Raw genomic sequence first — 23,234 nt, 5'->3', positions numbered from 1 at the left:
GCCCGTTTGATCAGGAAGCGCTGGCGCCGCGTGTGCGGGCAACGCCATCGAGTGCGGGCTTGTATTTCGGGTCGAGCCGGGCCGCATGGCCATAGGACTTGGCGGCCTTGGCCATCTCGCCGCGACGCTCATAGACCAGCGCCTGGTTGGCCCAGGATTCCGCCACATTGCCATCCAGCGAAATGGCGTGGTTGAAATCGGCGAAGGCGTTTTCATCGTCGTTCAAGGCGACATAGGAAAGGCCGCGGCCGTTATAGGGCTCCGGCGAGGTTGACGACAGCGAGATTGCCTTGGAGAAGTCCTCGATGGCCTGGGCATGCTGGTTGCGCAGCTGGTAGATCAGGCCGCGATTGTGCCAGGCGCGTCCGTCGGTGGTTTCAAGCTCGATGGCGCGGGAGAAATCGTTGAAGGCTTCGTTCACACGGCCGGACTGGCGGTAAAGATTGCCACGGCCGATCAGCGCCACATCGTAGCTCGGATTGATCTGCAGGGCGGCGTTGTAGTCCTGCAGGGCCTGCTGCTGCTGCCCGGAGTTGCGATAGACCAGCGCGCGGTTGGCATAGGCCTGATAAAAGCGCGGGTTGAGCTGAAGCGCCTTGTTGAAATCCTCGATGGCGCGGCGCGAATCGCCGGCGCGGCCGTAAGCCGAGCCACGGACGTTATAGCCTTCGGGATCCTGCGGATTGGCGTTGATGACCGAGGTGAGCGAGGCGATGTTTTCCTGCGAACCCTGGGCACGGTCGATCCTGAATACATCTTCGGTCTGGTTGGATGTCGCGCAGCCGGAAAGACCGGCAAGGACGGTACAGACGACCAGAGAAGCGCGGAACCCTCTGTTGTTTTTCAATGGCACCCGGCGCGTGGAGGCATCGGAGTTTTTCACAACACAGGCGTCGACAGCGATCATTCGGTGTGGGTTCCCTCGCAGGCCGGTCTCACGGTCGTTTTCAAGAGCGTTCTCCGGCCACAAACACAAAGAGCGGCGGCGAATTGATCGCCCCCGCCCAACAAGCATTCAAAAACGTCCAAAAGACGGCCTATTAACGGCCTGCGCGGGGGCCTGCAACCAGACCTTCGCGCTGTGCACGCTTGCGTGCCAGCTTGCGAACGCGGCGAACGGCTTCAGCCTTTTCGCGAGCGCGCTTCTGGGAGGGCTTTTCGTAGTAATCGCGCATTTTCATTTCACGGAAAATGCCTTCGCGCTGCATCTTTTTCTTCAGGGCGCGGAGCGCCTGATCAACGTTATTGTCGCGGACTAGTACCTGCACGTGAATCCCGTTCCTTTGGTTTGGTTAATTTGCTATGTGAATAAGGCATTCGCACGCAAATAAAAAATCGTTCGTTCGGCTGTCGAGCCGGGCGATTGGTGACGTGCAATAACAGATCATTTGCAGCAAGTCCAGCCGGTAGCGCATAATCACCCAGCAAAATGCGGCTTGCCCGGAATTCCGCCTGCGATGTCGAAACAAAATCATTGCGGCGTCGCAAAATGGATATTGCCTCCCATCCCGATTTGCCATGTGTATGATGGGGGCCGGAGCCATGTTTCCGGCCTCTGGCCGGTTCTTAAGGAGCAGATTGCGAATGCGCAAATATTCCGTTTTTGCCGTGGCGCGTGAGGCGCTCAGGGGTCATAAGGGGTGGGATGCGCAATGGGCTTCGCCCGAGCCGCGCAAGGATTACGATGTCATCATCATCGGCGGCGGCGGCCATGGGCTCGGGGCTGCCTATTATCTTGCCAAGGAACACGGCATTACCAATGTCGCAGTTCTGGAAAAAGGCTGGCTCGGCGGCGGCAATACCGGCCGCAACACCACCATCATCCGCTCCAACTATCTCTATGAAGAGAGCATGGATATTTACGAGCATTCCCTGAAACTCTGGGAAGGCCTGAGCCAGGATCTCAATTACAACGTCATGTATTCGGCGCGCGGCGTGATGATGCTGTCGCACAATATCCATGACCGGCAGTCCTTCAGCCGCCATATCAATGCCAACCGTCTTTACGGCATCGACAATGAGTGGCTGACGCCGGAGCAGGCGAAGGCCTATTGCCCGCCGCTCGATATTTCCGGCAATGCGCGGTATCCGATCAATGGCGCAGCGCTCCAGCGCCGCGGCGGCACGGCGCGCCACGACGCGGTGGCCTGGGGTTATGCCCGCGCGGCTTCCGATCGCGGCGTGCACATCATCCAGAACTGCGAGGTTACGGGCATTCGCCGTGGGCCGGACGGGGCGGTGACGGGTGTGGAGACCAATCGCGGTTTCATCGGTGCGAAGAAAATCGGCGTTTCCGCCGCCGGTCATTCCTCCGTCATCATGAAAATGGCGGATGTGCGCGTTCCGCTGCATTCCAACCCGCTGCAGGCGCTGGTTTCGGAGCCGCTGAAGCCGATCTTCCCCTGCGTCGTGATGTCCAACACGGTCCACGCCTATATTTCGCAATCCGACAAGGGCGAGCTGGTCATCGGCGCGGGCACCGATCAATATAACTCCTATTCCCAGACCGGCGGCCTGCAGATCATCACCCATACGCTGGACGCGATCTGCGAGCTGTTCCCGATCTTCCGCCGCGTCAAGATGATGCGGCAATGGGGCGGCATTACCGACAACACGCCCGACCGCTCGGCGATCCAGAGCGTGACGCCGGTGCCGAACCTCTTCGTCAATTGCGGCTGGGGCACGGGCGGCTTCAAGGCGACGCCGGGTTCGGCCAATCTTTTCGCGCATCTCATCGCGCGCGGCGAACCGCATCGTCTGGCGGCGGGGCTGACGCTCGACCGATTCCGCACCGGCCGTCTTATCGATGAGGCTGCCGCTGCCGCGGTGGCGCATTGATGCTGGCGGCGGCCATGCTTGCGATCAACATATCAGGCGCGGCCGTGGCCGTGCCCGTCGGCAGCGTCATTCCCGAGGCCAGGGATTTTCGCAGCCAGAAGATTGCGAAGATGCAGGGTGAGAAAGACTGGCCCTTCACGGCGGAAAAAGGCCTGCTTCTCTGTGCTCCGAGTCTCGCGAACAAAATGGTTTATTTTGTCGGCGAGAAGGAGGATGGCGAGCAGGATTACCCCTTCGCAATCGACACCGACATGATGGCGGTTGCCATCGTCAATATGGGCCGGGCCTCGGCGCTACGCCCTTTCGATAATTTCGAGCAGCTTTTAAAGCGGCTTTCCCCTTTCGTAGCAATGGGAAAGCGGCTGTGTGACCAACCCGCCGGAACAGCGCTTCCGGAAAATTCTCTCTAGGTGGAGCGACGATGCTTCTGATCCATTGCCCCTATTGCGGGGAAGACCGTTCCGAACTGGAATTCCGCTGGGCGGGCGAAGCCCATATTGCCCGACCGGAAAACATCGCCGATATTTCCGACGAGGCCTTCGCCGAATATTTCTTCATTCGCGACAATGACAAGGGCCTTGTTTTCGAGCGCTGGCGTCACATTCACGGCTGCGGCCGCTTCTTTAACGCCGCCCGCGATTCGGTCAGCGACAAATTCCTGATGACCTACAAGGCGGGTGAGCCGAAACCCGATACTGAGACGGTCCTTTCCGCAGAAAAGGGAGCCGGGCAATGAGCGGCGATTATCGTATCAAGGGGGCCGGTCGTCTCACCCCGGCCAGAACCGCGCGCTTTACCTTCGATGGCAAGATTTATCAGGCGCTGGAGGGGGACACGGTCGCCTCCGCGCTTCTGGCCAATGGCGTGCATCTGATCGGCCGCTCGTTCAAATATCACCGGCCGCGCGGTTTCCTGTCGGCCGGGCCGGAAGAGCCGAATGCGCTGATCGACGTTTCCCGCGACAGTCTGCGCAAGCAGCCCAATGTGCGCGCCACGGTGCAGGAAGTGTTCGACGGCGCGATCATCGCCTCGCAGAACCGTTTCCCGTCGCTATCCTTCGATCTGAGCGCGATCAACGACCTCCTGTCGCCGATGTTCGCGGCCGGGTTTTATTATAAAACCTTCATGTGGCCGAAGGCCGTCTGGCACAGGGTTTACGAACCGCTGATCCGCCGCGCCGCCGGTCTTGGCAAGGCGCCGAGCGAGCCGGATGCGGATCATTATTCCGGCCGTTATGCCCATTGCGATGTGCTGGTGGCCGGCGCCGGCGTCGCTGGTCTGACCGCGGCGCTTGCTGCCGCGAAAACCGGCGCCAGCGTCATTCTGGTCGATGAAAATGCGGAAGTCGGCGGCGCGCTGCGTTTCGACACTGGTACTGTCATCGACGGCCTGCCCGGTTACGAATGGGCGCAGAAGGTTTTTGCCGAACTGAAGTCCCTGCCCAATGTGCGGGTTCTGACCCGCACCACCGCTTTTGGTTATTACAACCACAATTTCGTGGCGCTGGCCGAGCGGGTGACCGATCATCTCGCCACGCCCGCCAGACACCAGCCGCGCGAGCGGCTGTGGCAGGTGCGCGCCAAAAAGGTCGTGCTGGCGGCGGGTGCGATCGAACGCCACATGGTCTTTGCCAATAATGACCGTCCCGGCATCATGCTGGCCTCGGCCGCACGCACCTATCTCAACCACTACGGCGTCGCCGTGGGCCAAAATGTGGGGGTCTACACCGCCCATGATTCGGCCTATGAGACGGCCTTCGATCTGAAGCAGGCCGGGGTGAAGATCGCCGCGATCGTCGATTGCCGCGAGAACCCGGATCAGCGCCTGCTGGATGAGGCGCGCGCGCTCGGCATCGAAGTGTTGGCGGGCCACAGCGTTTACAACACCGCCGGCCGCCTGCGCGTCTCCTCGATGACCATCGGCCGCAATGGCGGCTCCAACAAGCGCAAGATCGCCATCGATGCGCTTGTCGTTTCCGCCGGCTGGACGCCTTCGGTGCATCTCTTCTCGCAATCGCGCGGCAAGCTGAAGTTTGACGCGGCTAACCAGCGTTTCCTGCCGGATATCCATGTGCAGAACGGTGTCTCCATCGGCGCCTGCAATGGCACGGACGATCTTTCCGCGCTGATTGCCGAGGCTACGGCTGCCGGTGGCGGCGGCGTGGAGTTTTCCGGCGAGAATGCGAGGACCTGGACAGGCGGCATGATCGGTGCGGCCGAAGGCGCGGGTGAGGGCACCGGCGTCAAGGCCTTTATCGATTTCCAGCACGATGTCTGCGCCAAGGATATCCGCCTTGCCGTGCGCGAAGGCATGCATTCCGTCGAGCATATCAAGCGCTTCACCACCAATGGCATGGCGTCCGATCAGGGCAAGATGTCCAATATGCATGGCCTTGCCATCGCATCTGAAGCGCTTGGCCGGGATTTGCCCAAGGTCGGTCTCACCACCTTCCGCCAGCCCTATACGCCGGTTACCTTCGGCACGCTCATCAACCATTCGCGCGGTGCGCTGTTCGACCCGGCCCGCAAGACGCCGATGCACGAGGAAGAGCTTGCGGCCGGTGCGGTGTTCGAGGATGTCGGCAACTGGAAGCGCGCCTGGTTCTTCCCGCGGGCGGGCGAGGACATGCATGAGGCGATCAACCGCGAATGCAAGACGGTTCGGACAAGCGTTGGCGTGTTCGATGCCTCCACGCTCGGCAAGATCGAAGTGGTCGGCCCGGATGCTGCGAAGTTCCTGAACCTCATCTACACCAATGCCTGGGACACGCTGAAACCCGGCCGTTGCCGTTATGGCATCATGACCCGCGAAGACGGCTTCGTTTACGACGACGGCGTTGTCGGGCGTCTTGCCGAAGACCGTTTCCATGTGACAACGACCACGGGTGGCGCGCCGCGCGTTCTCCAACACATGGAAGATTATCTCCAGACCGAATTCCCCGATCTCAATGTCTGGCTCACCTCGGCCACCGAACAATGGGCCGTGATTGCCGTGCAGGGGCCGAAAGCGCGCGAGGTTATCGCGCCCTTCGTCGAGGGCATTGATCTCTCGCCGGAGGCCTTCCCGCACATGGCGGTGGCCGAAGGCACATTCTGCGGTGTGCCGACGCGGCTCTTCCGCGTGTCATTCACCGGCGAACTGGGTTTCGAAATCAACGTTCCGGCTGATTACGGCGCAGCCGTCTGGTCGGCGATCCGTGAAAGGGCGGAAGCCGTGGGCGGCTGCCTTTATGGCACCGAGACCATGCATATCCTGCGTGCGGAAAAGGGCTATATCATCGTTGGCCAGGATACGGACGGCACGGTGACGCCAGACGATGCCGGGCTTGCCTGGGCCGTTTCCAAGAAGAAGACGGATTTCGTCGGCATTCGCGGGCTGAAACGCCCCGATCTCACGCGCTCCGGCCGCAAACAGCTTGTTGGCCTTAAGACGAAAGACCGGCTGATCGTTCCGGACGAGGGCGGCCAGATCGTTGTCGATCCGAACCAGCCGAAACCCATGACCATGCTCGGCCATGTCACCTCCGCCTACTGGTCGGAAAATCTTGGCCATTCCATCGCTTTCGCGCTGGTGGCGGATGGCAGGGCGCGCATGGGCGAAACGCTCTATATTCCGCTCGCCGATAAAACCATTGCCGTCGAAGTGACCGACATGGTCTTCCTCGACAAGGAAGGAGCCCGTCTCAATGGCTGACAAACTTCACGCAAAACGCAAATCCGTGCTCGAGGATTTTCACGGCGGCTCTCCCTTCGTTTCGCTGAAGCCCGCGGCTTCCGCATCGCGGCTGTCGCTGCGCGCCCGGGAAAGCGCCCTGCCGGCACTTTCGCAAGCGCTCGGTCTTGCCCTGCCTGCCCGCCCGAAGAGCTCCATCACCTCGGGCCTGCGGTCCGCTTTGTGGCTCGGCCCGGATGAATGGCTGGTGATCGATCAGGGCGAGAGCGACCTGATGGCGGCTCTCGCCGGCGTTTCCGGCCTGTTTTCGGCAACCGATATTTCCCACCGCAACACGGCCGTCATCGTCTCCGGCGCCGGTGCGGAAGCGGCACTCAATGCCGGCTGCCCGCAGGATCTTTCTCTCGCAAAGTTCCCGGTCGGCGCTTGCTCACGCACCGTTTTCGGCAAGGCGGAAGTGGTGCTGCTGCGCACGGCGGACGATACGTTCCGGGTGGAATGCTGGCGTTCCTTTGCGGAATATGTCGGCGGGCTGTTGCAGGAAGCGGCTGAGGACGTGGCGGTTTGAACTTTTCACGCGCCTTGAAAAGAGATCGGCTTGCATGCGTGATATGGGTTTTCAAACCAGTATCAGGCATGCTGTTTCAACTTAGAGGGTTTGGACATATGCAACGCCGGCTTCCAGCGCATCTTTGAATGTTAGGCGTTGATGATAACTGGCTAGAAAACCCGCTTTTACGGCATTACCGCGTTCATCCGGTGTGCCGTGATGCCCGGGATTATCAACCGCGTGATCTCCGACGCTGAATTGTGCCTGAGCGATAACCGCTGCTGGAAAATTCGTATTATCTAGTTTGCGACGGCCTGCGAAATATCCTGCTAGATAGTCCGCATGTAATTCTATTCTTTTTACGGTCGGCTGCCCACGCAACCGGTCGTCTATTCCATACTTATATTGTGCAATGTGCCCAAATTCATGGGCACATACGGCTGCGATGTAAGCGGCGGGGTAGGCTGGTTGACTGAGGAATTCCTGAAGAAAACGCAGGCCAAAGAGAACCGTGCCGTCCGAGCGACCCATATAGTTGGCCGAACTGGCATAGGCATTTTTTCCCTTCGCGTCGTCTAGATAAGTGAAGCCGGGCAGGACATCGAAAAGATTGCTGAGATAGTTCAGAGTCTGTGCCAGCGCATAGTCAAAGTCTTTGTCTCCAGACGTGGCGATTGGAGTCTGGCCGTCGACATAGGAGAACTCCATCGTTTTGTTGTTCGTTTCGGATGCAATCTCCGCGGCGGTTAGCGTGCATCCGTTATATGTCTGGCACTGACATATCCCGGGCAGTGCGAGGCTTGCGCCGCATCCGACAATAAGGCCGCGTCTCGTGATCATGGCGTTCACCTCAGGGGCAAAGTTCGGGAAATTTTTGACAGGCCTGATTATCCGAAGGTGGTTTGGGCACCGGATTGGGCGCGGGGTTCGGATTGGGATTGGGTACCGGATTCGGATTCGGTGTCGGATTCGGATTTCCGCCAGGCACCGAATTGAACTGAAAATTCTCAAACCTTTGCGTCATCTGAGAAAATGCAAGTTGCCAATCCGCATATCCATTTTGATGAACGGTTCGGCAAGTCAAAAAACTGCCCAACGGAAGTACGTTTTCTCCGCCTATCATTACATTATGAACAGGTCCAAGTTGAACTAGAGGGGGATAGCGACCTGTTCCGCCTGTTTGTTGAAAAATTGCAAATAGTGCCTGCTGACCAAATGCGGATTGTAGTTGCGGTCCTCCAATTTGCAGCAAGGTGGCAATATTTGCACATGCATTCATGGCGGCTTGCGATCCCATTTGTTGCTGGGCGGTCGCTGGAGCCGCAATTGATGTCCAAAACATAAGAATAGTTATGATTTTCAGGGGTTTGGTATGCAATTAAAATTCCCCTCTAGATAGGATATTGAGAAGAGGAGCATGGTTGTATTCATTTTACAAGTACTAGTTGGTTTTGGGCAGTCAATTCGTCTTAATTTGTTGTCCACCCCCGCCATTCCACCCATCGTCCATGGAAATCGGCTCGGCCGATTTCCTGTTTCTCGCTGGTCGGCCAGATCTGCAGGGTAATGGCGGCGCTGCCCGGTGTCGCGTCCGCCTCCATTTGCAGCCGGGCAAGCGGGGCATCCGGCGTGGCGCGGGTTCCAGCTTCGGCAATCACAGCCTCGCCTGCCTGTTTCAGTCCATCGGGCAAATATTGCCAGGCGACTGAGTGATAGACGACGTGGACAGCACCCGGATATTGCGTGGCAAGGCGGCGTTTCAGCCAGTCGACCGCGTCTGCCTTTTCGACATGCAGACCATGCTCCACCGCTATCCGCAGGGCGGCGGCGGTTCGCTCCAGCCGGTCTGTCTGGTCGGCCCAGACATAGGACATCAGCCGCAGGCGATCTTCGGCGGATGACGGGTCGAGCGGGTTGAGATCGCAGCCGGCGCGCTCGATAACTTCGATCCGCTCATGGGCCGGGGTGTCGCCGCGCCATTCCGGTGACAGGAAAACATCGGATTGTTCACCCCAGGTGAGGTCGCCGAGGCGATATCGGTAACGGTCGAATTGCAGGTTGAGGCCAGCGCTCGCTCCGACTTCGGAAAGCACCAGCGGCTTGCCGGTCAGTGCCGCAATCGAAAGAAAGCCCGGCAGCAGAACGGCGGAACGGCGAACCTCGTTGGTCTGCGGCGGTGATTTCAACCTTTCGAGGATGAAGGCGGAATGAAACCGCAGGGCGCTGGCGCAGGCCTGCCAGAGCGCTTCTTCGTCTTCCGGCGGGATATCGGCAAGCGGCGCGATCTTTTCCTCGATGGCGAGCGCATGCAGGGCGCCTGCCAGCCGCAGGGGAACGGAATCGCCCGAGGGGCCGACATCGCCGGGCCAGGATAAAATCCGCTCGCCCACCTCGGTATCGCGGTCGAGTCTTGCTGCCATGGCGCGGCAGAGCCGCGCGGTAAAGGGCGAGCCGAGGCTGTCGCAGGCTCTTGCCTGCACGAGAAACGCATTCCTTACGGCTTCGTCATGCATGCGGTCTCTCCCTTGCTGCGGTTTCAGGCGTCTTCCGGCCTGTCCTCCGGGTTGAACTGGCTGATGGTGGTCCAGCGGGCGGTAAGCGCCGGCTTTTTCTCGTTTTCGATGTCCACCGTCACGTCATAGGTCGTCATCAACATGGCCGCGCCGCGAAAACGCGCCTCCGCCAGCGTGAAGCGGCCGCGCACCCGCGCACCGCTTTTGACCGGCGTAACGAAACGAACGGCATCGAAGCCGTAATTGATGCCCATGGTCTGTTCGCGGATGCGGGGCAGGGCATCGTAATTCAACGCCGAAAGCAGAGACAGCGTCAGGAATCCATGTGCGATGGTGCCGCCAAAGGGGCTTTCCGCTTTGGCGCGTTCCGGGTCGGTGTGGATGAACTGTTCGTCCAGCGTCGCTTTTCCGAAAGCGTCAATCATCGTCTGATCGACGGTGATCCAGTCGGAGACGCCCATTTCCGTGCCGACCAGATTTTTCATCTCCGCCAGCGCAATTTCTTTTGTCATGTTACCTCGTCCGCATTGTTTCCAGGGACTTATACGGCTGGCGACGCGAAGGGATCAACTGCGCAGATAAAACACCACGGAGCGGGCTGGCAGGAAGGCGGGATTGCCGAAATCCGTGCCGATCGCATGCCAGCCATTGCCGGGCAGCGTGAAAGGAACGACTTCGCGACCGCGATTGATGAGAACCGCAAGCTCGACCTCGTCGCCCGTTTCCCGGTCCGATGTTGAAAGCATCATGGCGAAGGCCGGTCCATTCGGGTTTTCCCAGTCCGCAACCGTCATGGGTTCCCCGCCCGGGGCAAGCCATGTCACATCGCCGCTGCCGGAAAAGAAGCCGGTCTCGGAAAAGACGCCGAAGCGTTTGCGAAGCGCTGCGAGAAATGCGGTGTGATCGATCAGTTCGGGGACAAGCGAAGACCAGTCGACCCAGGTGATGTCATTGTCCTGACAATAGGCGTTGTTGTTGCCATGCTGGCTGCGGCCGCCCTCATCGCCGGCGGTCAGCATCAAGACGCCGCGGCTGACGAACAGGGTGGAAAGCAGCGCCTTCACATCCGCAATGCGGGCGGCGACAATGGCAGGGTCATCCGTCCGGCCTTCGAAACCATTGTTCCAGGAGTGGTTTTCATTGTGGCCGTCGCGATTGTTCTCGCCGTTTTTCTCATTGTGCTTGTGTTCGTGGCTGACGAGATCGAACAGGGTGAAACCGTCATGGGCGGCGAGAAAATTGACGCTGCGGCTGTTCGACCGGCCATGGCGGGAAAAGATCGGCGAAGACCCGGAAAGCGCGTCGGCCAGCGCCCCGGTGGTGCCGGCGTCGCCGCGCCAGAAGCGGCGCATATCGTCGCGGGCGCGGTCGTTCCACTCCAGAAAGCTTTCGGGGAAATTGCCGAGCTGATATCCGCCAGGGCCGATATCCCATGGTTCGGCGATCAGCAGGCGGTCGTAAAGCAAGGTGTCCGAATGCATGGCCACGAGCGTTTCGCTTGCCATATCGAAGCCATTGGCCGTTCGCCCGAGCACGGGCGCGAGATCGAAGCGGAAGCCGTCCACCCCGGCATTCAGAACGAAATGCCGGAGGGAATCGACGATGAGCTGGCGAATATAGGGATGGTCGCAGGCAACCGTGTTGCCGGTGCCGGTATCGTTGACCAGCACGCCCGGCTTTCCCGGCGGGTGGCGGAAGGCGGTGAGGTTATCGAGGCCGCGCAGCGACAGGATCGAACCTTCGATATCGCTTTCGCCCGTATGGTTGAAGACCAGATCGAGAATGACGCCGATGCCTTGCGCATGCAGCGCCGCAACCGTATCCCGCAATTCCCGCACGCCGCCGGGGCAGAGGCGCGGATCGAGCGCCATGAAGCCGACGGGATTATAACCCCAGGCATTGGAAAGGCCGAGCGGCGGCAGGTGGCGCTCATCGATCCAGGCGGTGATCGGCATCAATTCCACCGCATCGACGCCGATTTTTTTTAAGTGCGCGACAATGGCGGGATGGGCAAGGGCGGCAACGGTGCCCCTGATCTCTTCCGGCACTTCAGGATGCAGCCGGGTGAAGGATTTGACGGCGAGTTCGTAAATCAGCCCGCCTTCGGCAAAAAGCGGCGGTTGACGCCGGACCGGCTCATGCTGCGAAAGGATCGCCTTCGGCATGATCCCGCCAGTCTCCGCACCAAAGGCGTAAAGCGCGGGATCGTGCCGGAAGGGGCGGTCGATCTCCGTGGCATAGGGGTCGAGCAGCAGTTTCGCAGGATCGAACCAGAGGCCGTGTTCGGGGGCGTAAATGCCGTGAGCGCGGAAGCCGTATCTTGTGCTAGGGCCGGCATCGGAGACGGCCAACCGGTGAACGTCATCTTCACCGCGCGTCATCGGCAAACGGGCCGTTTCTTTTTCGCCCTTCGCATCGAAAAGGCAGAGATCGATCTGCGAGGCGTGCCGGGAATAGACCGTGAATTCCGTTCCGTTTTCCGTCTGGATTGCACCTTTGGGGAAAACGGAAGGTGTCTGCATGGTCTGTCTCTCCGGGAAATGGTGTTTCTCTTCCAGAATGGAAAGGGAGGCAAGGCCGAGTGAGAGACGCTTTCAGTGCGTCCCTCATGAGCGGGCGGCAAGCCCTTACGTAATAACGCTCGGTGCGTTGCGGCCGGTATGGGCCTTGATGCCGGCGATCGTATCGGCAACGGAAATCAGGTCGGCAAGCGCCTCCTGCGTTTCGATGCCGTGACGGGCCGCATCCGGCTCATAACGCTCGACATAGAGGCGAAGCGTGGCGCCCGCAGTACCCGTGCCGGAGAGGCGCAGCACGATGCGCGAACCGCCTTCGAACAGGATACGGATACCCTGATTTTTGCTCACCGACTGATCGACCGGATCGTGATAGGCAAAATCATCCGCCGCCGCGACCTGCAGATTGCCGTAGCTGGTGCCGGGAAGCGTGGCGAGTTTTTCGCGCAGGGTTGCGACCAGCGTGTTGGCGGCGTCCGAATCCACTTCCTCATAGTCATGGCGGGAATAATAGTTGCGGCCATATTCGGCCCAGTGCTTTGTGACGATGTCCTTCACGCTTTCCTTGCGCGCGGCGACGATGTTCAGCCAGTAGAGCACGGCCCACAGGCCGTCCTTTTCGCGCACATGGTTGGAGCCGGTGCCGAAGCTTTCTTCGCCGCAGATCGTCACCTTGCCGGCATCCATGAGATTGCCGAAGAATTTCCAGCCGGTCGGCGTTTCATACATGCCAAGGCCGAGCTTTTCGGCAACACGGTCGGCTGCCGCACTGGTCGGCATCGAGCGGGCGATGCCGGAAATGCCGGCGGCATAACCGGGGGCCAGTTTGGCATTGGCCGCGATGATGGCGAGGCTGTCGGACGGGGTGACGAACATGCCCTTGCCGACCACCATGTTGCGGTCGCCATCGCCATCGGAAGCGGCGCCGAAATCGGGGCCTTCCGGGCTCATGACGTCGTCATAAAGCTCCTTGGCATGGACAAGGTTCGGGTCGGGGTGATGGCCGCCGAAATCCGGCAGCGGCGTTGCGTTGCGGACGGAGCCCTTCGGCGCGCCGAGGCGCTTTTCGATGATTTCCACGGCATAGGGACCGGTGACGGCGCTCATGGAGTCGACCACGACCTTGAAACCGCCGGCGATCAGCGCACGGATGGCGGCGAAATCGAACAGCTCTTCCATCAGGGCGGCGTAATCGGCAACCGGGTCGATCACCTCGACCGTCAGGGCGTCCACCTTGAAGCTGCCCACCTTATCGAGATCGATATCGGCGGCGTCGGAGATTTTATAGCTGTCGATGACCTTCGAGCGGGCATAGATCGCATCGGTGATCTTTTCCGGTGCGGGGCCGCCATTGCCGATATTGTATTTGATGCCGAAGTCTTCGTTCGGGCCACCGGGATTGTGGCTGGCGGAAAGCACGATGCCGCCGAAGGCCTTGTATTTGCGGATGACGTTGGAGGCGGCAGGCGTGGAGAGAATGCCGCCCTGACCGACCAGAACCTTGCCGAAACCGGCGGCGGCGGCCATCTTGATCGCCTTCTGGATGACTTCGCGATTATAATAACGGCCGTCGCCGCCGATCACCAGCGTCTGGCCCTGAAAGCCCTCAAGCGCGTCGAAGATCGACTGGATGAAGTTCTCGGCGTAATTTTCCTGGGCGAAGACTGGCACCTTCTTGCGCAGGCCGGATGTGCCCGGCTTCTGGTCCTGATAGGGCTTCGTCTGAACGGTCTTGATCATTGTTTCAATGGCCTTTCGAAATAAGCTGGCTGTAAAGCGCGGCGTAAAGACCGGCGCTCTTTTCCCAGGAAACATCGGATTTCATTCCGAGTTTCTGCATTTGTGTCCATAGTTTCGGGTCGTGGTAATAACGGACGGTCCGGCGGATCGCCTGTTTCAGACCATCGAGCGTGACGGGTGAAAATTGCACGCCGGTCGCCGATTTATTGGCGATGGCGGCGTGGTTGGCGTCGATCACCGTGTCGGCAAGGCCGCCGGTGCGGGCGACGACCGGAATGCAGCCATAACGCAGCGCGTAAAGCTGGGTAAGCCCGCAGGGTTCGAAACGCGAGGGAATGATGATCGCATCGCAACCCGCCTGCATCAGATGCGACAGCGGCTCGTTATAACCCACGGCAACGCCGACGCGGCCATGGTGGCGGGACGCGGCCGCCAGAAGCGCGCCTTCCAGCGCCACTTCGCCCGCGCCAAGCACCACGAGGCGGCCACCGAGGGAAACGATCTCGTCCACGGCTTCCGCCATGAGGTCGATGCCCTTTTGCCAGGTGAGGCGGGAGATGATGCAGAAAAGCGGGCTGTCATCATCGTCGATGCGGAAATGTTCGGCGACAGCCTTCTTGTTCAGCGCGCGGTTCTTGAGATTGGCCGCCGAATAATTGTCGTGGATCAGATGGTCCGTCGCCGGGTTCCAGACATCGGCATCGATGCCGTTGACGATGCCGTGCAGCACATGGGCGCGGCTGCCGATGACGCCGTGCAGGCCCATGCCGAATTGCGGGGTGAGGATTTCCTCGGCATAGGACGGGCTGACGGTGCTGAGCGCCGTTGCCGTCTGCAGGCCGCCCTTCAGGAAGCTCACATCGTTGTAATATTCGATGCCTTCCATGCCGAAGGCATGGGCGGGCAATGCAAGCTTACTGAAGATATTCGCGCCGAACTGGCCCTGAAAGGCAATGTTGTGGATGGTGAGAAGGCTCGGAATCTCGGGCGTTTCGGCATAACGCATATAGACCGGCGCCATGGCGGCCTGCCAGTCATGGGCATGCACCATATCCGGCCGCCAGCCGGGGAGCGCGCCGGCGGCAATGCGGGCGGCAGCCAGCGACAGCGCCGCGAAACGCTTCCAGTTGTCAGGGTAATCCTTGCCGGTCTGGTCGAGATAGGGGCCGCCGGAGCGCTCGTAATAGGCGGGCGCATCGAGAATGAGGAGGTCGAGCCCCTCATGCCGCACTTCGAGCACATCGGCTTTTTCGCCGAGCAGATCGGTAAATTCGAAACATTTGACGGGGTCCGTCACGGCGGCTTTTACCGCCGGATATCCGGGTATCAATGTGCGCGTCTTGACGCCATGGGCTTCCAGCGCGATGGGGAGCGCGCCGGCAACGTCGGCGAGCCCTCCGGTCTTGATCAGGGGATAGATTTCGGATGAAACCGAAAGGACATTCATGGGCTCTACAGGTCCAGCTTGTCGATCATCGATTGGGTGATAAGGCAAATGCCGTTTTCGGTGCGGCGGAAACGTTTAGCATCCAGTTCTGGGTCTTCTCCTACAATCAGTCCTTCCGGAATGACCACGCCATGGTCGATGACGACATTGCTGAGCTGGGCATGACGCCCGATCTTCACACTCGGCAGTACTACGGCATTCTCAAGGCGGGAGTATGAATTAGCGCGCACCCCGGTAAACAGCAGGCTGCGCTGCAGGGAGGCGCCGGAAATGATGCAATCGCCGGAGACGACCGAAGACACGGCCGAACCGCGGCGGTTCTCGTCATCGTGCACGAATTTCGCCGGCGGAGTAATTTCCGCATAGGTCCAGATCGGCCAGGATTTGTCGTAGATGTCGAGGTCCGGCACCACATCCGTCAGGTCGATATTGGCCTGCCAATAGGCGTCGATGGTGCCGACGTCGCGCCAGTAAGGGCCATGCTCGAAATCCGAGCGCACGCAGCTATCGGCGAAGCGATGGGCGACGGCTTTGCCGTGCTCGACGATATAGGGAATGATGTCCTTGCCGAAGTCGCGGCTGGAAGTCGGGTCGGCGGCGTCGCGGCGCAGGGCTTCCATCAGAAATTTCGTGTGGAAGACGTAAATGCCCATCGAGGCGAGGGCGAAGCCTTGATTGCCGGGAATGCCCGGCGGATCGGCCGGTTTTTCGATGAAATCGATGATCTCGTCTTTTTCATTCACATGCATCACGCCGAAGCCGGTCGCCTCCATGCGCGGCACTTCAAGGCAGCCGATCGTCACGTCGGCGCCGGAATCGACATGCTGCTGCAGCATGTATTCATAATCCATCTTGTAGATATGATCGCCGGCGAGGATGACCATATATTCCGGCGCATAGGGCTCGATGATGTCGATGTTCTGGTAGACGGCGTCGGCCGTGCCTTCATACCATTGCGTTTCGGAAACGCGCTGGGAGGCCGGCAGAATATCGAAGCTTTCGTTACGCTCGGGACGGAAGAAGTCCCAGCCGCGCTGCAGGTGGCGGATGAGCGAGTGCGCCTTGTATTGCGTGGCGACGCCGATGCGGCGAATGCCGGAATTGAGCGCGTTGGAGAGCGCAAAATCGATGATGCGCGCCTTGCCGCCGAAATAGACGGCGGGTTTTGCCCGGCGGTCCGTCAATTCCTTCAGGCGGCTTCCTCTGCCGCCTGCGAGGACATAGGCCATTGCATCGCGTGCCAAAGGCTGAACTCTTTTTTCCGACATGGTGTCCTCCCTCTCTGTCTGTCAGTTTTCCGGCTCGAGCATGATCGTTGCGAGTGGCGGCAGCACGAGCATTGTCCCGATGTCTCCCCCGGCATCGACCGCCTGAACGCGTCCGCCATTTCCCTTGCCGCTGCCGCCATAAATTTCGGCATCGGTGTTGAGAATCTCCCTCCACCGCCCCGCAAGCGGAAGCGGCACATAATAGTTTTCCCGATAGACCGGCGTGAGATTGCAGATGACCGCCACCGGTTTTTCACCCGGCGCCATGCGCAGCCAGGCGAAGACGGAATTGTCGTGATCATCCACCACAAGCCAGCGGAAACCTTCCGGTTCGCAGTCGCGGGCGTGCAAAGCGGGTTTTGAACGGTAGGTGAGGTTGAGATCGCGCACGAGGCGGCGCATGCCCTCATGCATCGGATATTGGCGCAGGTTCCAGTCGAGCGAGCCCTTTTCGCTCCATTCGCTCCATTGTGCGAATTCCTGCCCCATGAACAGCAGCTTCTTGCCGGGATAACCCCACATGAAGGCGTAATAGGACCGCAGATTGGCGAATTTCTGCCAGTCGTCGCCGGACATCTTGGCGATCAGCGATCCCTTGCCGTGCACCACCTCGTCATGGGAAAGCGGCAGCACGAAATTTTCGCTGAAGGCGTAAAGCAGACCGAAGGTCAGCTCCTGATGGTGGAACTTGCGATGCACCGGCTCGCGCGAGAAATAACTCAGCGTGTCGTGCATGAAGCCCATATTCCATTTGAAGCCGAAGCCGAGGCCGCCTTCGTGGACCGGCTGCGATACTTTCGGCCAGGAGGTGGATTCCTCGGCAATGGTCATGACGCCCGGATGGGTGCCGTAGACGAGGGAATTCATCTTCTGCAGGAAGCGGACGGATTCGAGATTTTCCCGCCCGCCATATTCGTTGGGAATCCACTCGCCTTCCTTGCGGGAATAATCGAGATAGAGCATCGAGGCGACCGCATCGACGCGCAGGCCGTCGAGATGGAATTTCTCGGCCCAATAAAGCGCATTGTTGATGAGGTAGGACATTACCTCGATGCGGCCGAAATTATAGATGGCCGTGTTCCAGTCGGGGTGAAAACCCTGGCGCGGATCGGCATGCTCGTAAAGCGCCGTGCCGTCGAACCAGCGCAAGCCGTGCTCGTCGGTTGGAAAATGCGCCGGAACCCAATCGAGCAGGATGCCGATGCCGACCTTGTGGGCGCCATTGACGAAACGCGCAAAGCCCTCCGGATCGCCGAAACGGGCGGATGGCGCATAAAGCCCGGTCGTCTGGTAACCCCAGGAAGGGTCATAGGGATGTTCGGTGATGGGCAGGAACTCGATATGGGTGAAGCCCATATCCGTGCAATAGGGAATGAGCTGGGCGGCGAGTTCGTCCCAGCTCAGGAACGTGCCGTCCTCGCGGCGCTGCCAGGAGCCGGCATGCACCTCGTAAATGCTGATCGGCTGGCGGCGCTGGTCCACCTGCGCCCAATGTTCCCGGTGAGCCTGATCTTCCCATTTCTGGGTGAGTTCCGGCGCGGTAACGGAGGCGTTCTTCGGCCGCAACTCGGCGCGGCGTGCATAGGGGTCTGCCTTCAACGGCAGAAGCTCTCCGTTTGCGCCGAGGATTTCGAACTTGTAGGCACAGCCGGCATAGACGTCGGGCGCGAAGATTTCCCAGATGCCGGTATCCTTGCGGAACCGCATGACATGCCGGCGGCCATCCCAATTGTTGAAATCGCCGACGACGGAAACGCGCCGCGCATTGGGAGCCCAGACGGCGAAGTGGAAGCCTTCGACGCCCTCGAGCTTCAGCGGATGCGCGCCCATCCTGTCGAAGAGCCGCAGATGCGATCCTTCGCGGACGAAATAATCGTCCATGGGGCCGAGAACCGGGCCGAAACTGTAAGGGTCGGTCACCGCCCATTCGGCATCGTCGCGGCTGGCGCGATACCGCACCGGCTGGCGCTTCGAAAGATCGATCCGGCCTTCGAAAAAGCCGTCCGGATCGAGCCGCTTCAATTCGCCCACGAAATTTCCGTCCAGCGTCAGGACGGAAACCTCTTCGGCGCCCGGAATGAAACAGCGGGCGGAAAACCCTTCCGGCGTTTCGTGAACGCCGAGAAGGGCAAAGGGATTGGAATGCAAACCGCTCTTGATCGCCTCGATTTCAGCCTTCGTGATTTCGCCAGTCTTTTTCTCTTCGGCCGAATTGAGCGGTTTTTTCATCAGGCTCTCCAGATCTCGGTGGCATATTGGCGGATTGTCCGGTCGGACGAGAACCAGCCCATGCGCGCCGTGTTGCGCACTGTCTTGGCATACCAGCTGTCCGGATCGCTCCAGATCGCGTCCACCTCGCGCTGCGCATTGGCATAGGCGTCGAAGTCGGCGGCGACCATGAACCAGTCGCTGTTGTAAATACCGTCGATCAGGCCGGCGAAACGGGAGCGGTCATCCGGCGAGAAGACGCCGGAGGCGATGGAAGACAGCGCCTGCGACAGCTCCGCCGATCCTTCGATGATCGCGCGGGGATTGTGGCCTTCGGCACGCGCCTTGGCCACTTCATCCGCCGTCATTCCGAAGATGACGATATTCTCCGCGCCGACATGATCGCGCATTTCGACATTGGCGCCATCGAGCGTGCCGATGGTGAGCGCGCCGTTGAGTGCGAATTTCATGTTGCCGGTGCCGGAAGCTTCCATCCCGGCCGTCGATATCTGTTCGGAAAGATCGGCGGCGGGAACCATGATTTCCGCAAGCGAGACGTTATAGTTCGGAACAAACACCACTTTCAGAAGCCCGCGCACGGCCGGATCGTTGTTGATGACCCGGGCAATATCGTTGGCAAGCTTTATGATCAGCTTCGCGTTGTGATAACTCGGCGCCGCCTTGCCTGCGAAGAACTTAACGCGCGGCACCCAATCCAGTTCCGGGTGAGAACGGATCTGGTCATAAAGCGCGACCGTCTCCACGAGGTTCAGAAGCTGGCGCTTATATTCATGGATACGCTTGATCTGGATGTCGAACATGGCCGAGGGATCGACGCGGATGCCCATGCGCTGCGCCACCGTATTGGCAAGCCGCACCTTGTTCAGACGCTTCACCTCGGCGAATTTTTCGCGGAAACCGGCATCGTCGGCAAAACGGTCGAGCGCTGTCAGCTTTTCCGCATCGTCGAGGAAATCGTCGCCGATTGCTTCGCGCAGCAGGCTGGTGAGGCCCGGATTGCACTGCATCAGCCAGCGGCGCGGTGTGATGCCATTGGTCTTGTTGTTGATACGGTCAGGATAAAGGCTGTGCAGGTCGGCAAAGACCGTTTCCTTCATCAGGTCTGTATGAAGGGCGGAAACGCCGTTGATGGAATGCGAGCCGATAAAGGCGAGGTTGCCCATGCGCACGCGGCGCTCGCCGCCTTCATCGATCAGCGAGATCGAACGGATCTGTTGATCCGCCATCTTCTTTTCCTTGCGGGCGTAGACCAGCGTATTGGCGTTGATCGCATAGACGATCTGCATATGTCTTGGCAGAAGACGCTCGAGCAGCGGCACCGGCCAGCTTTCCAGCGCCTCCGGCAGAAGTGTGTGGTTGGTATAGGAGAACGTGCCCTGCGTGATCTTCCACGCTTCCTCGAATTCCAGCCCGTGCACATCGCACAGAAGACGCATCATTTCGGCGATGGAAATGGCCGGATGTGTATCGTTGAGCTGGATCGAGACCTTCTCGGGCAGCGAGGTGAAATCGGGATATTGCTGCAAATGGCGGCGCAGAATGTCCTGCAGCGAGGCCGAGGAGAAGAAGAACTCCTGTCTGAGGCGCAGTTCCTGACCGGCGGGCGTCGCGTCCGCAGGATAGAGAACCCGCGTCAGGCTTTCCGCCTTGTTGCTTTCCCGCAATGCGCCGATATGGTCGCCGGCATTGAAGGCGGCCAGCAGAATGGGGTCGATAGGCTGCGCCGACCACAGGCGCAGCGTGTTGACGCGGGTGCCGCGCCAGCCGACGACCGGCGTATCGTAAGCCATGGCGATCACGCGTTCGGCTGGTTTCCAGACGAAACGCTGCGGATCTTCATAACCGCCGATGGTTTCCACCGAGCCGCCGAAGCCGATTTCATAGGAGCTTTCGCGGCGCTCGAATTCCCAGGGGTTGCCGTGCGCCAGCCAGGTTTCCGGCAGTTCCACCTGCCAGCCATCCGCCATCTGCTGGCGGAAGAGGCCGTGCACGTAACGGATGCCGTAGCCATAGGCGGGAATGTCGACCGTTGCCATGGATTCCATGAAACAGGCCGCAAGCCGGCCGAGACCGCCATTGCCGAGCGCCGCATCCGGCTCCAGCCCGGCGATGACATCCAGATCGACGCCGAGCGAAGACAGGGCATCGCGGATTTCGTGCATAAGGCCGATATTGGAGATGGCGTCGCGCATCAGGCGGCCGATCAGGAATTCGAGCGACAGGTAATAAACGCGCTTGGAATTGTTGGCATAGGCCTTGCGGGTGGATTCCATCCACTTGTCGATGATGCGGTCGCGCACGACGAGGATGGTTGCGGTCAGCCAGTCATGGGGCTTGGCAACCTTGACATCCTTGCCGATACGGTAGGTGAGGCGTTCGATGATTTCCGACGCCATGATTTCCGGGTTGGAACTGCGCGGGGCGGGACGGGGAAGATCGGCGGCGTTAAGATTATTGATCATTGGTCGGTCAGCACCTTGGTGGGAGGAGAGGGTCTGATGAGGTCGATCCGGTTTGCCTTTGCTGATGCCAGTTTATGCATCGATATGGAGGCGTGGCAACAGCAATTTTTTCGGAAAATTGAACAGCTTAGCGCAATGAAAAATAAGTGTTTTTCTCGGCGTCCAAAGGATCGCCGAAGGCATTGATCGCCCTGTCTGCGCCGTTCTTCAGCGGATTTTCTTGGTCCTTGCGATGCCGGGCATCGCGCGGAAAAGGGGAAGAGGCTGCAATACTTCTGAAATGGTTCACCGGTCCTGAAATCTGTTTCGAACTATCGGATCACACACTAGCCTTCGCGGTTGCGAAAATTCAATGAAAATAAACAGGGAAAATAAACAGGGCAGCGCCACTGCCGCGCCGACCCGTGGTGGCGCGGGCGTAAAAACCGGCTGCGATTGTCGCCAATGGTGCTGTTTACGGCAGGAGAAAAGGTTCCATCGCCATCTCGCCGGCGCGGATTGTCACCCTGGTATTGGGGGGAACGGCGCACCAGGGTGCGCAATCGAAGGAAAAGGGTTCGGAACTCAATGCGATGCCCTCATCGAGCCCGCGCCAGTAGAGTGTCGGCGGCTTGTCGTCGCTCGACCAGCGGAAGGCATGCAGGCAATCGCCATCCATCAGGACGGCGCTGAATCGCAGCGCGGAAGACACGCCTGCCGCCGTCATCTTTTCCTGGCAAAGCCGTAGCGCGGTGGAAATGGCGCGAACCGGCTCGGTGTCGAGGCCATGCCCGGCGGCGATGAGGAAGATCGCTTCGCTGTCGCCGGTGCCGCGCCGGGATGCATAGATATCGTCGGGGATGAGGGAATCGATGTCGCGCCTGATCTGCTCATAACCGCCGATCTGGCCGTTATGCATGAACAGGTATCGCCCATGCGCAAAGGGATGGCAGTTGGCGCGGGACACTTCGCCCGACGTGGCGGAGCGGACATGGGCCATGAACATGCCCGAGCGGAGCTGGTGGCAAAGCGCCGCCAGATTGGCGTCCGACCAGGCGGGCCTCGTATCGCGAAAAACGCCGGGCGTTCCGCGTTCGCCATACCAGCCAAGGCCGCAGCCATCGCCATTGACGACGGTCTTTGCTTCCCGCGCGGCCATGGACTGGCTGACCAGCGATGCTTCCGGCTCGATCAGCAGACTGTCGAGCCAGACCGGTTTACCGGAATAGGCAAAGAGGCGGCACATTCATGCGGCTCTGTTCAGGGCCTTGTTTCCGAGCGCGAAGCCGACGGCGGCCTTCGCGTGAATGGCGGTCGAATCGTAACCCGGCAGCGGCAGGGCATCGGGATCGATCAGCAGCGAAATCTCGGTGCAGCCGAGGATGACGGAATCGACACCGAGTGCGCGGGCCTTCTCGATGACCGCGAGATAGCGCTCGCGCGAACAGGACTTGATTTCGCCCTGGCAAAGTTCGCCGAAGATGATGTCGTGGATCGCAGCCCGGTCTTCCGCATCGGGCACGACCACCTCGACACCGTGGCGACGCATGCGGTCGGTGTAGAAACCGTGTTCCATCGTGTAGCGGGTGGCGAGCAGCAGCGGCTTGCGGCGTCCGTCCGCCTTCAGGGCTGCGGCGGTTTCATCGATGATGTCGATCAACGCCACGCCGGACATCTTCTCCACGGTGTCCGCGACCAGATGCATGGTGTTGGTGCAGATCAGCACGCAATCGGCGCCCGCATTGGCAAGGCGCGCGCCGGCCGCACCCAGAAGCGCACCGGCCTCATCCCAGCGGTCGGCCTTCTGAAGGGCGACGACCTCGGAAAAATCGAGCGAATGCATGACGATGTCGGCCGAAACCAGCCCGCCGCGGCTGTCGCGCACGGCCTCGTTGATCATGCGGTAATAGGTTGCGGTGGATTCCCAGCTCATGCCGCCGATCAGGCCGATCCGTTTCATAAGAGTTCCCTTATCAAGTTTGATTGGAAATAAGAATGCCATCGTCGGGGCGAAAACGGC

20 protein-coding genes are annotated in these 23,234 nt (G+C 60.0%); 5 read left to right on the top strand and 15 right to left on the bottom strand.

The window, feature by feature from the left end:
* Nucleotides 1-10 precede the first annotated feature (10 nt).
* Together ACIK7D_RS20035 and rpsU are read right to left on the bottom strand one after the other, a co-directional pair.
* Entirely contained in the window at nt 11-907 is an 897-nt protein-coding gene (locus ACIK7D_RS20035; RefSeq protein ID WP_080819947.1) for a tetratricopeptide repeat protein, read from the bottom strand.
* A 133-nt stretch (nt 908-1,040) separates the two neighbouring features.
* Complete coding sequence (gene rpsU, locus ACIK7D_RS20030; protein WP_003508541.1) at nt 1,041-1,268, bottom strand: 30S ribosomal protein S21; 228 nt, start codon at nt 1,266-1,268, stop codon at nt 1,041-1,043.
* Nucleotides 1,269-1,584: 316 nt separating this feature from the next.
* Between rpsU and ACIK7D_RS20025 the strand changes: the two genes are divergently transcribed.
* The 5 genes from ACIK7D_RS20025 to ACIK7D_RS20005 are packed head-to-tail and all read left to right on the top strand — an operon-like array spanning nt 1,585 to nt 7,078.
* A complete protein-coding gene (locus ACIK7D_RS20025) occupies nt 1,585-2,838 on the top strand; it encodes a sarcosine oxidase subunit beta family protein (protein ID WP_003522141.1) in 1,254 nt (417 codons plus the stop codon).
* Nucleotides 2,838-3,248: a hypothetical protein gene (locus ACIK7D_RS20020; RefSeq protein WP_162936901.1), complete on the top strand. Its 411-nt coding sequence runs from the start codon at nt 2,838-2,840 to the stop codon at nt 3,246-3,248. Before ACIK7D_RS20025 ends, ACIK7D_RS20020 begins: the two co-directional genes overlap by 1 nt.
* An 11-nt stretch (nt 3,249-3,259) precedes the next feature.
* The gene (locus ACIK7D_RS20015) at nt 3,260-3,574 is read left to right on the top strand and encodes a sarcosine oxidase subunit delta (protein WP_003508553.1); all 315 of its coding nucleotides are present in this window, start codon (nt 3,260-3,262) and stop codon (nt 3,572-3,574) included.
* Nucleotides 3,571-6,531 (top strand): sarcosine oxidase subunit alpha, encoded by a 2,961-nt coding sequence (locus ACIK7D_RS20010; protein WP_400157180.1) that lies wholly within the window; start codon nt 3,571-3,573, stop codon nt 6,529-6,531. The genes ACIK7D_RS20015 and ACIK7D_RS20010 overlap by 4 nt, the downstream gene beginning before the upstream one ends.
* Entirely contained in the window at nt 6,524-7,078 is a 555-nt protein-coding gene (locus ACIK7D_RS20005) for a sarcosine oxidase subunit gamma (protein ID WP_400157179.1), read from the top strand. The genes ACIK7D_RS20010 and ACIK7D_RS20005 overlap by 8 nt, the downstream gene beginning before the upstream one ends.
* An 81-nt stretch (nt 7,079-7,159) precedes the next feature.
* Here the strand turns inward: ACIK7D_RS20005 and ACIK7D_RS20000 are convergent, their stop codons facing one another.
* The 13 genes from ACIK7D_RS20000 to ACIK7D_RS19940 form a co-directional block, all read right to left on the bottom strand.
* Complete coding sequence (locus ACIK7D_RS20000) at nt 7,160-7,900, bottom strand: metalloprotease (RefSeq protein ID WP_269313050.1); 741 nt, start codon at nt 7,898-7,900, stop codon at nt 7,160-7,162.
* A gap of 10 nt (nt 7,901-7,910) precedes the next feature.
* Complete coding sequence (locus ACIK7D_RS19995; protein ID WP_400157178.1) at nt 7,911-8,438, bottom strand: hypothetical protein; 528 nt, start codon at nt 8,436-8,438, stop codon at nt 7,911-7,913.
* Nucleotides 8,439-8,529: 91 nt separating this feature from the next.
* On the bottom strand, nt 8,530-9,573 hold the full coding sequence (locus tag ACIK7D_RS19990) for a DUF2332 domain-containing protein (protein WP_400157177.1): 1,044 nt from the start codon (nt 9,571-9,573) through the stop codon (nt 8,530-8,532).
* A 23-nt stretch (nt 9,574-9,596) separates the two neighbouring features.
* Nucleotides 9,597-10,085 (bottom strand): MaoC family dehydratase, encoded by a 489-nt coding sequence (locus ACIK7D_RS19985; RefSeq protein ID WP_020809754.1) that lies wholly within the window; start codon nt 10,083-10,085, stop codon nt 9,597-9,599.
* A gap of 54 nt (nt 10,086-10,139) precedes the next feature.
* Nucleotides 10,140-12,095, bottom strand: coding sequence for a glycogen debranching protein GlgX (glgX, locus tag ACIK7D_RS19980; RefSeq protein ID WP_400157176.1), 1,956 nt, complete (start codon nt 12,093-12,095; stop codon nt 10,140-10,142).
* Nucleotides 12,096-12,200: 105 nt separating this feature from the next.
* Nucleotides 12,201-13,829 carry an alpha-D-glucose phosphate-specific phosphoglucomutase gene (locus tag ACIK7D_RS19975; RefSeq protein ID WP_400157175.1) on the bottom strand — a complete coding sequence of 543 codons (1,629 nt, stop codon included), beginning with the start codon at nt 13,827-13,829 and terminating at the stop codon, nt 12,201-12,203.
* Between the two features lie 4 nt (nt 13,830-13,833).
* Nucleotides 13,834-15,276 (bottom strand): glycogen synthase GlgA, encoded by a 1,443-nt coding sequence (gene glgA / locus ACIK7D_RS19970; RefSeq protein ID WP_127757841.1) that lies wholly within the window; start codon nt 15,274-15,276, stop codon nt 13,834-13,836.
* Nucleotides 15,277-15,281: 5 nt separating this feature from the next.
* Complete coding sequence (gene glgC, locus ACIK7D_RS19965) at nt 15,282-16,544, bottom strand: glucose-1-phosphate adenylyltransferase (protein ID WP_400157174.1); 1,263 nt, start codon at nt 16,542-16,544, stop codon at nt 15,282-15,284.
* 21 nt (nt 16,545-16,565) lie between these two features.
* A complete protein-coding gene (gene glgB / locus ACIK7D_RS19960) occupies nt 16,566-18,773 on the bottom strand; it encodes a 1,4-alpha-glucan branching protein GlgB (protein WP_080819957.1) in 2,208 nt (735 codons plus the stop codon).
* Nucleotides 18,773-21,235 (bottom strand): glycogen/starch/alpha-glucan phosphorylase, encoded by a 2,463-nt coding sequence (locus tag ACIK7D_RS19955; RefSeq protein ID WP_080819958.1) that lies wholly within the window; start codon nt 21,233-21,235, stop codon nt 18,773-18,775. The genes glgB and ACIK7D_RS19955 overlap by 1 nt, the downstream gene beginning before the upstream one ends.
* Before the next feature lie 127 nt (nt 21,236-21,362).
* Nucleotides 21,363-21,524 (bottom strand): hypothetical protein, encoded by a 162-nt coding sequence (locus tag ACIK7D_RS19950; protein ID WP_164865505.1) that lies wholly within the window; start codon nt 21,522-21,524, stop codon nt 21,363-21,365.
* Nucleotides 21,525-21,689: 165 nt separating this feature from the next.
* Nucleotides 21,690-22,460 (bottom strand): class II glutamine amidotransferase, encoded by a 771-nt coding sequence (locus ACIK7D_RS19945; protein ID WP_080819960.1) that lies wholly within the window; start codon nt 22,458-22,460, stop codon nt 21,690-21,692.
* Nucleotides 22,461-23,174 (bottom strand): aspartate/glutamate racemase family protein, encoded by a 714-nt coding sequence (locus ACIK7D_RS19940; RefSeq protein ID WP_035223929.1) that lies wholly within the window; start codon nt 23,172-23,174, stop codon nt 22,461-22,463.
* Nucleotides 23,175-23,234 lie beyond the last annotated feature (60 nt).

The sequence above is a fragment of the Agrobacterium sp. P15N1-A genome (assembly GCF_044626815.1).
In the GTDB taxonomy this organism is placed as follows: Bacteria; Pseudomonadota; Alphaproteobacteria; order Rhizobiales; family Rhizobiaceae; genus Agrobacterium; species Agrobacterium leguminum.
Note: the sequence above shows the minus strand (reverse complement) of the source record. Positions and strands in the feature narration are given on the sequence as shown.

Excerpts from the sequence above, each read along its gene's own strand:
- ACIK7D_RS20035 (WP_080819947.1), bottom strand. The coding sequence starts at position 907 with ATGATCGCTGTCGACGCCTGTGTTGTGAAAAACTCCGATGCCTCCACG.
- glgA (WP_127757841.1), bottom strand. The coding sequence starts at position 15,276 with ATGAATGTCCTTTCGGTTTCATCCGAAATCTATCCCCTGATCAAGACC.
- glgX (WP_400157176.1), bottom strand. The coding sequence starts at position 12,095 with ATGCAGACACCTTCCGTTTTCCCCAAAGGTGCAATCCAGACGGAAAAC.
- ACIK7D_RS20020 (WP_162936901.1), top strand. The coding sequence starts at position 2,838 with ATGCTGGCGGCGGCCATGCTTGCGATCAACATATCAGGCGCGGCCGTG.
- ACIK7D_RS19990 (WP_400157177.1), bottom strand. The coding sequence starts at position 9,573 with ATGCATGACGAAGCCGTAAGGAATGCGTTTCTCGTGCAGGCAAGAGCC.
- ACIK7D_RS19945 (WP_080819960.1), bottom strand. The coding sequence starts at position 22,460 with ATGTGCCGCCTCTTTGCCTATTCCGGTAAACCGGTCTGGCTCGACAGT.
- ACIK7D_RS20015 (WP_003508553.1), top strand. The coding sequence starts at position 3,260 with ATGCTTCTGATCCATTGCCCCTATTGCGGGGAAGACCGTTCCGAACTG.
- ACIK7D_RS19955 (WP_080819958.1), bottom strand. The coding sequence starts at position 21,235 with ATGATCAATAATCTTAACGCCGCCGATCTTCCCCGTCCCGCCCCGCGC.
- glgB (WP_080819957.1), bottom strand. The coding sequence starts at position 18,773 with ATGAAAAAACCGCTCAATTCGGCCGAAGAGAAAAAGACTGGCGAAATC.
- ACIK7D_RS19975 (WP_400157175.1), bottom strand. The coding sequence starts at position 13,829 with ATGATCAAGACCGTTCAGACGAAGCCCTATCAGGACCAGAAGCCGGGC.
- ACIK7D_RS20025 (WP_003522141.1), top strand. The coding sequence starts at position 1,585 with ATGCGCAAATATTCCGTTTTTGCCGTGGCGCGTGAGGCGCTCAGGGGT.
- ACIK7D_RS19940 (WP_035223929.1), bottom strand. The coding sequence starts at position 23,174 with ATGAAACGGATCGGCCTGATCGGCGGCATGAGCTGGGAATCCACCGCA.
- ACIK7D_RS20000 (WP_269313050.1), bottom strand. The coding sequence starts at position 7,900 with ATGATCACGAGACGCGGCCTTATTGTCGGATGCGGCGCAAGCCTCGCA.
- ACIK7D_RS19985 (WP_020809754.1), bottom strand. The coding sequence starts at position 10,085 with ATGACAAAAGAAATTGCGCTGGCGGAGATGAAAAATCTGGTCGGCACG.
- ACIK7D_RS20005 (WP_400157179.1), top strand. The coding sequence starts at position 6,524 with ATGGCTGACAAACTTCACGCAAAACGCAAATCCGTGCTCGAGGATTTT.
- ACIK7D_RS20010 (WP_400157180.1), top strand. The coding sequence starts at position 3,571 with ATGAGCGGCGATTATCGTATCAAGGGGGCCGGTCGTCTCACCCCGGCC.
- glgC (WP_400157174.1), bottom strand. The coding sequence starts at position 16,544 with ATGTCGGAAAAAAGAGTTCAGCCTTTGGCACGCGATGCAATGGCCTAT.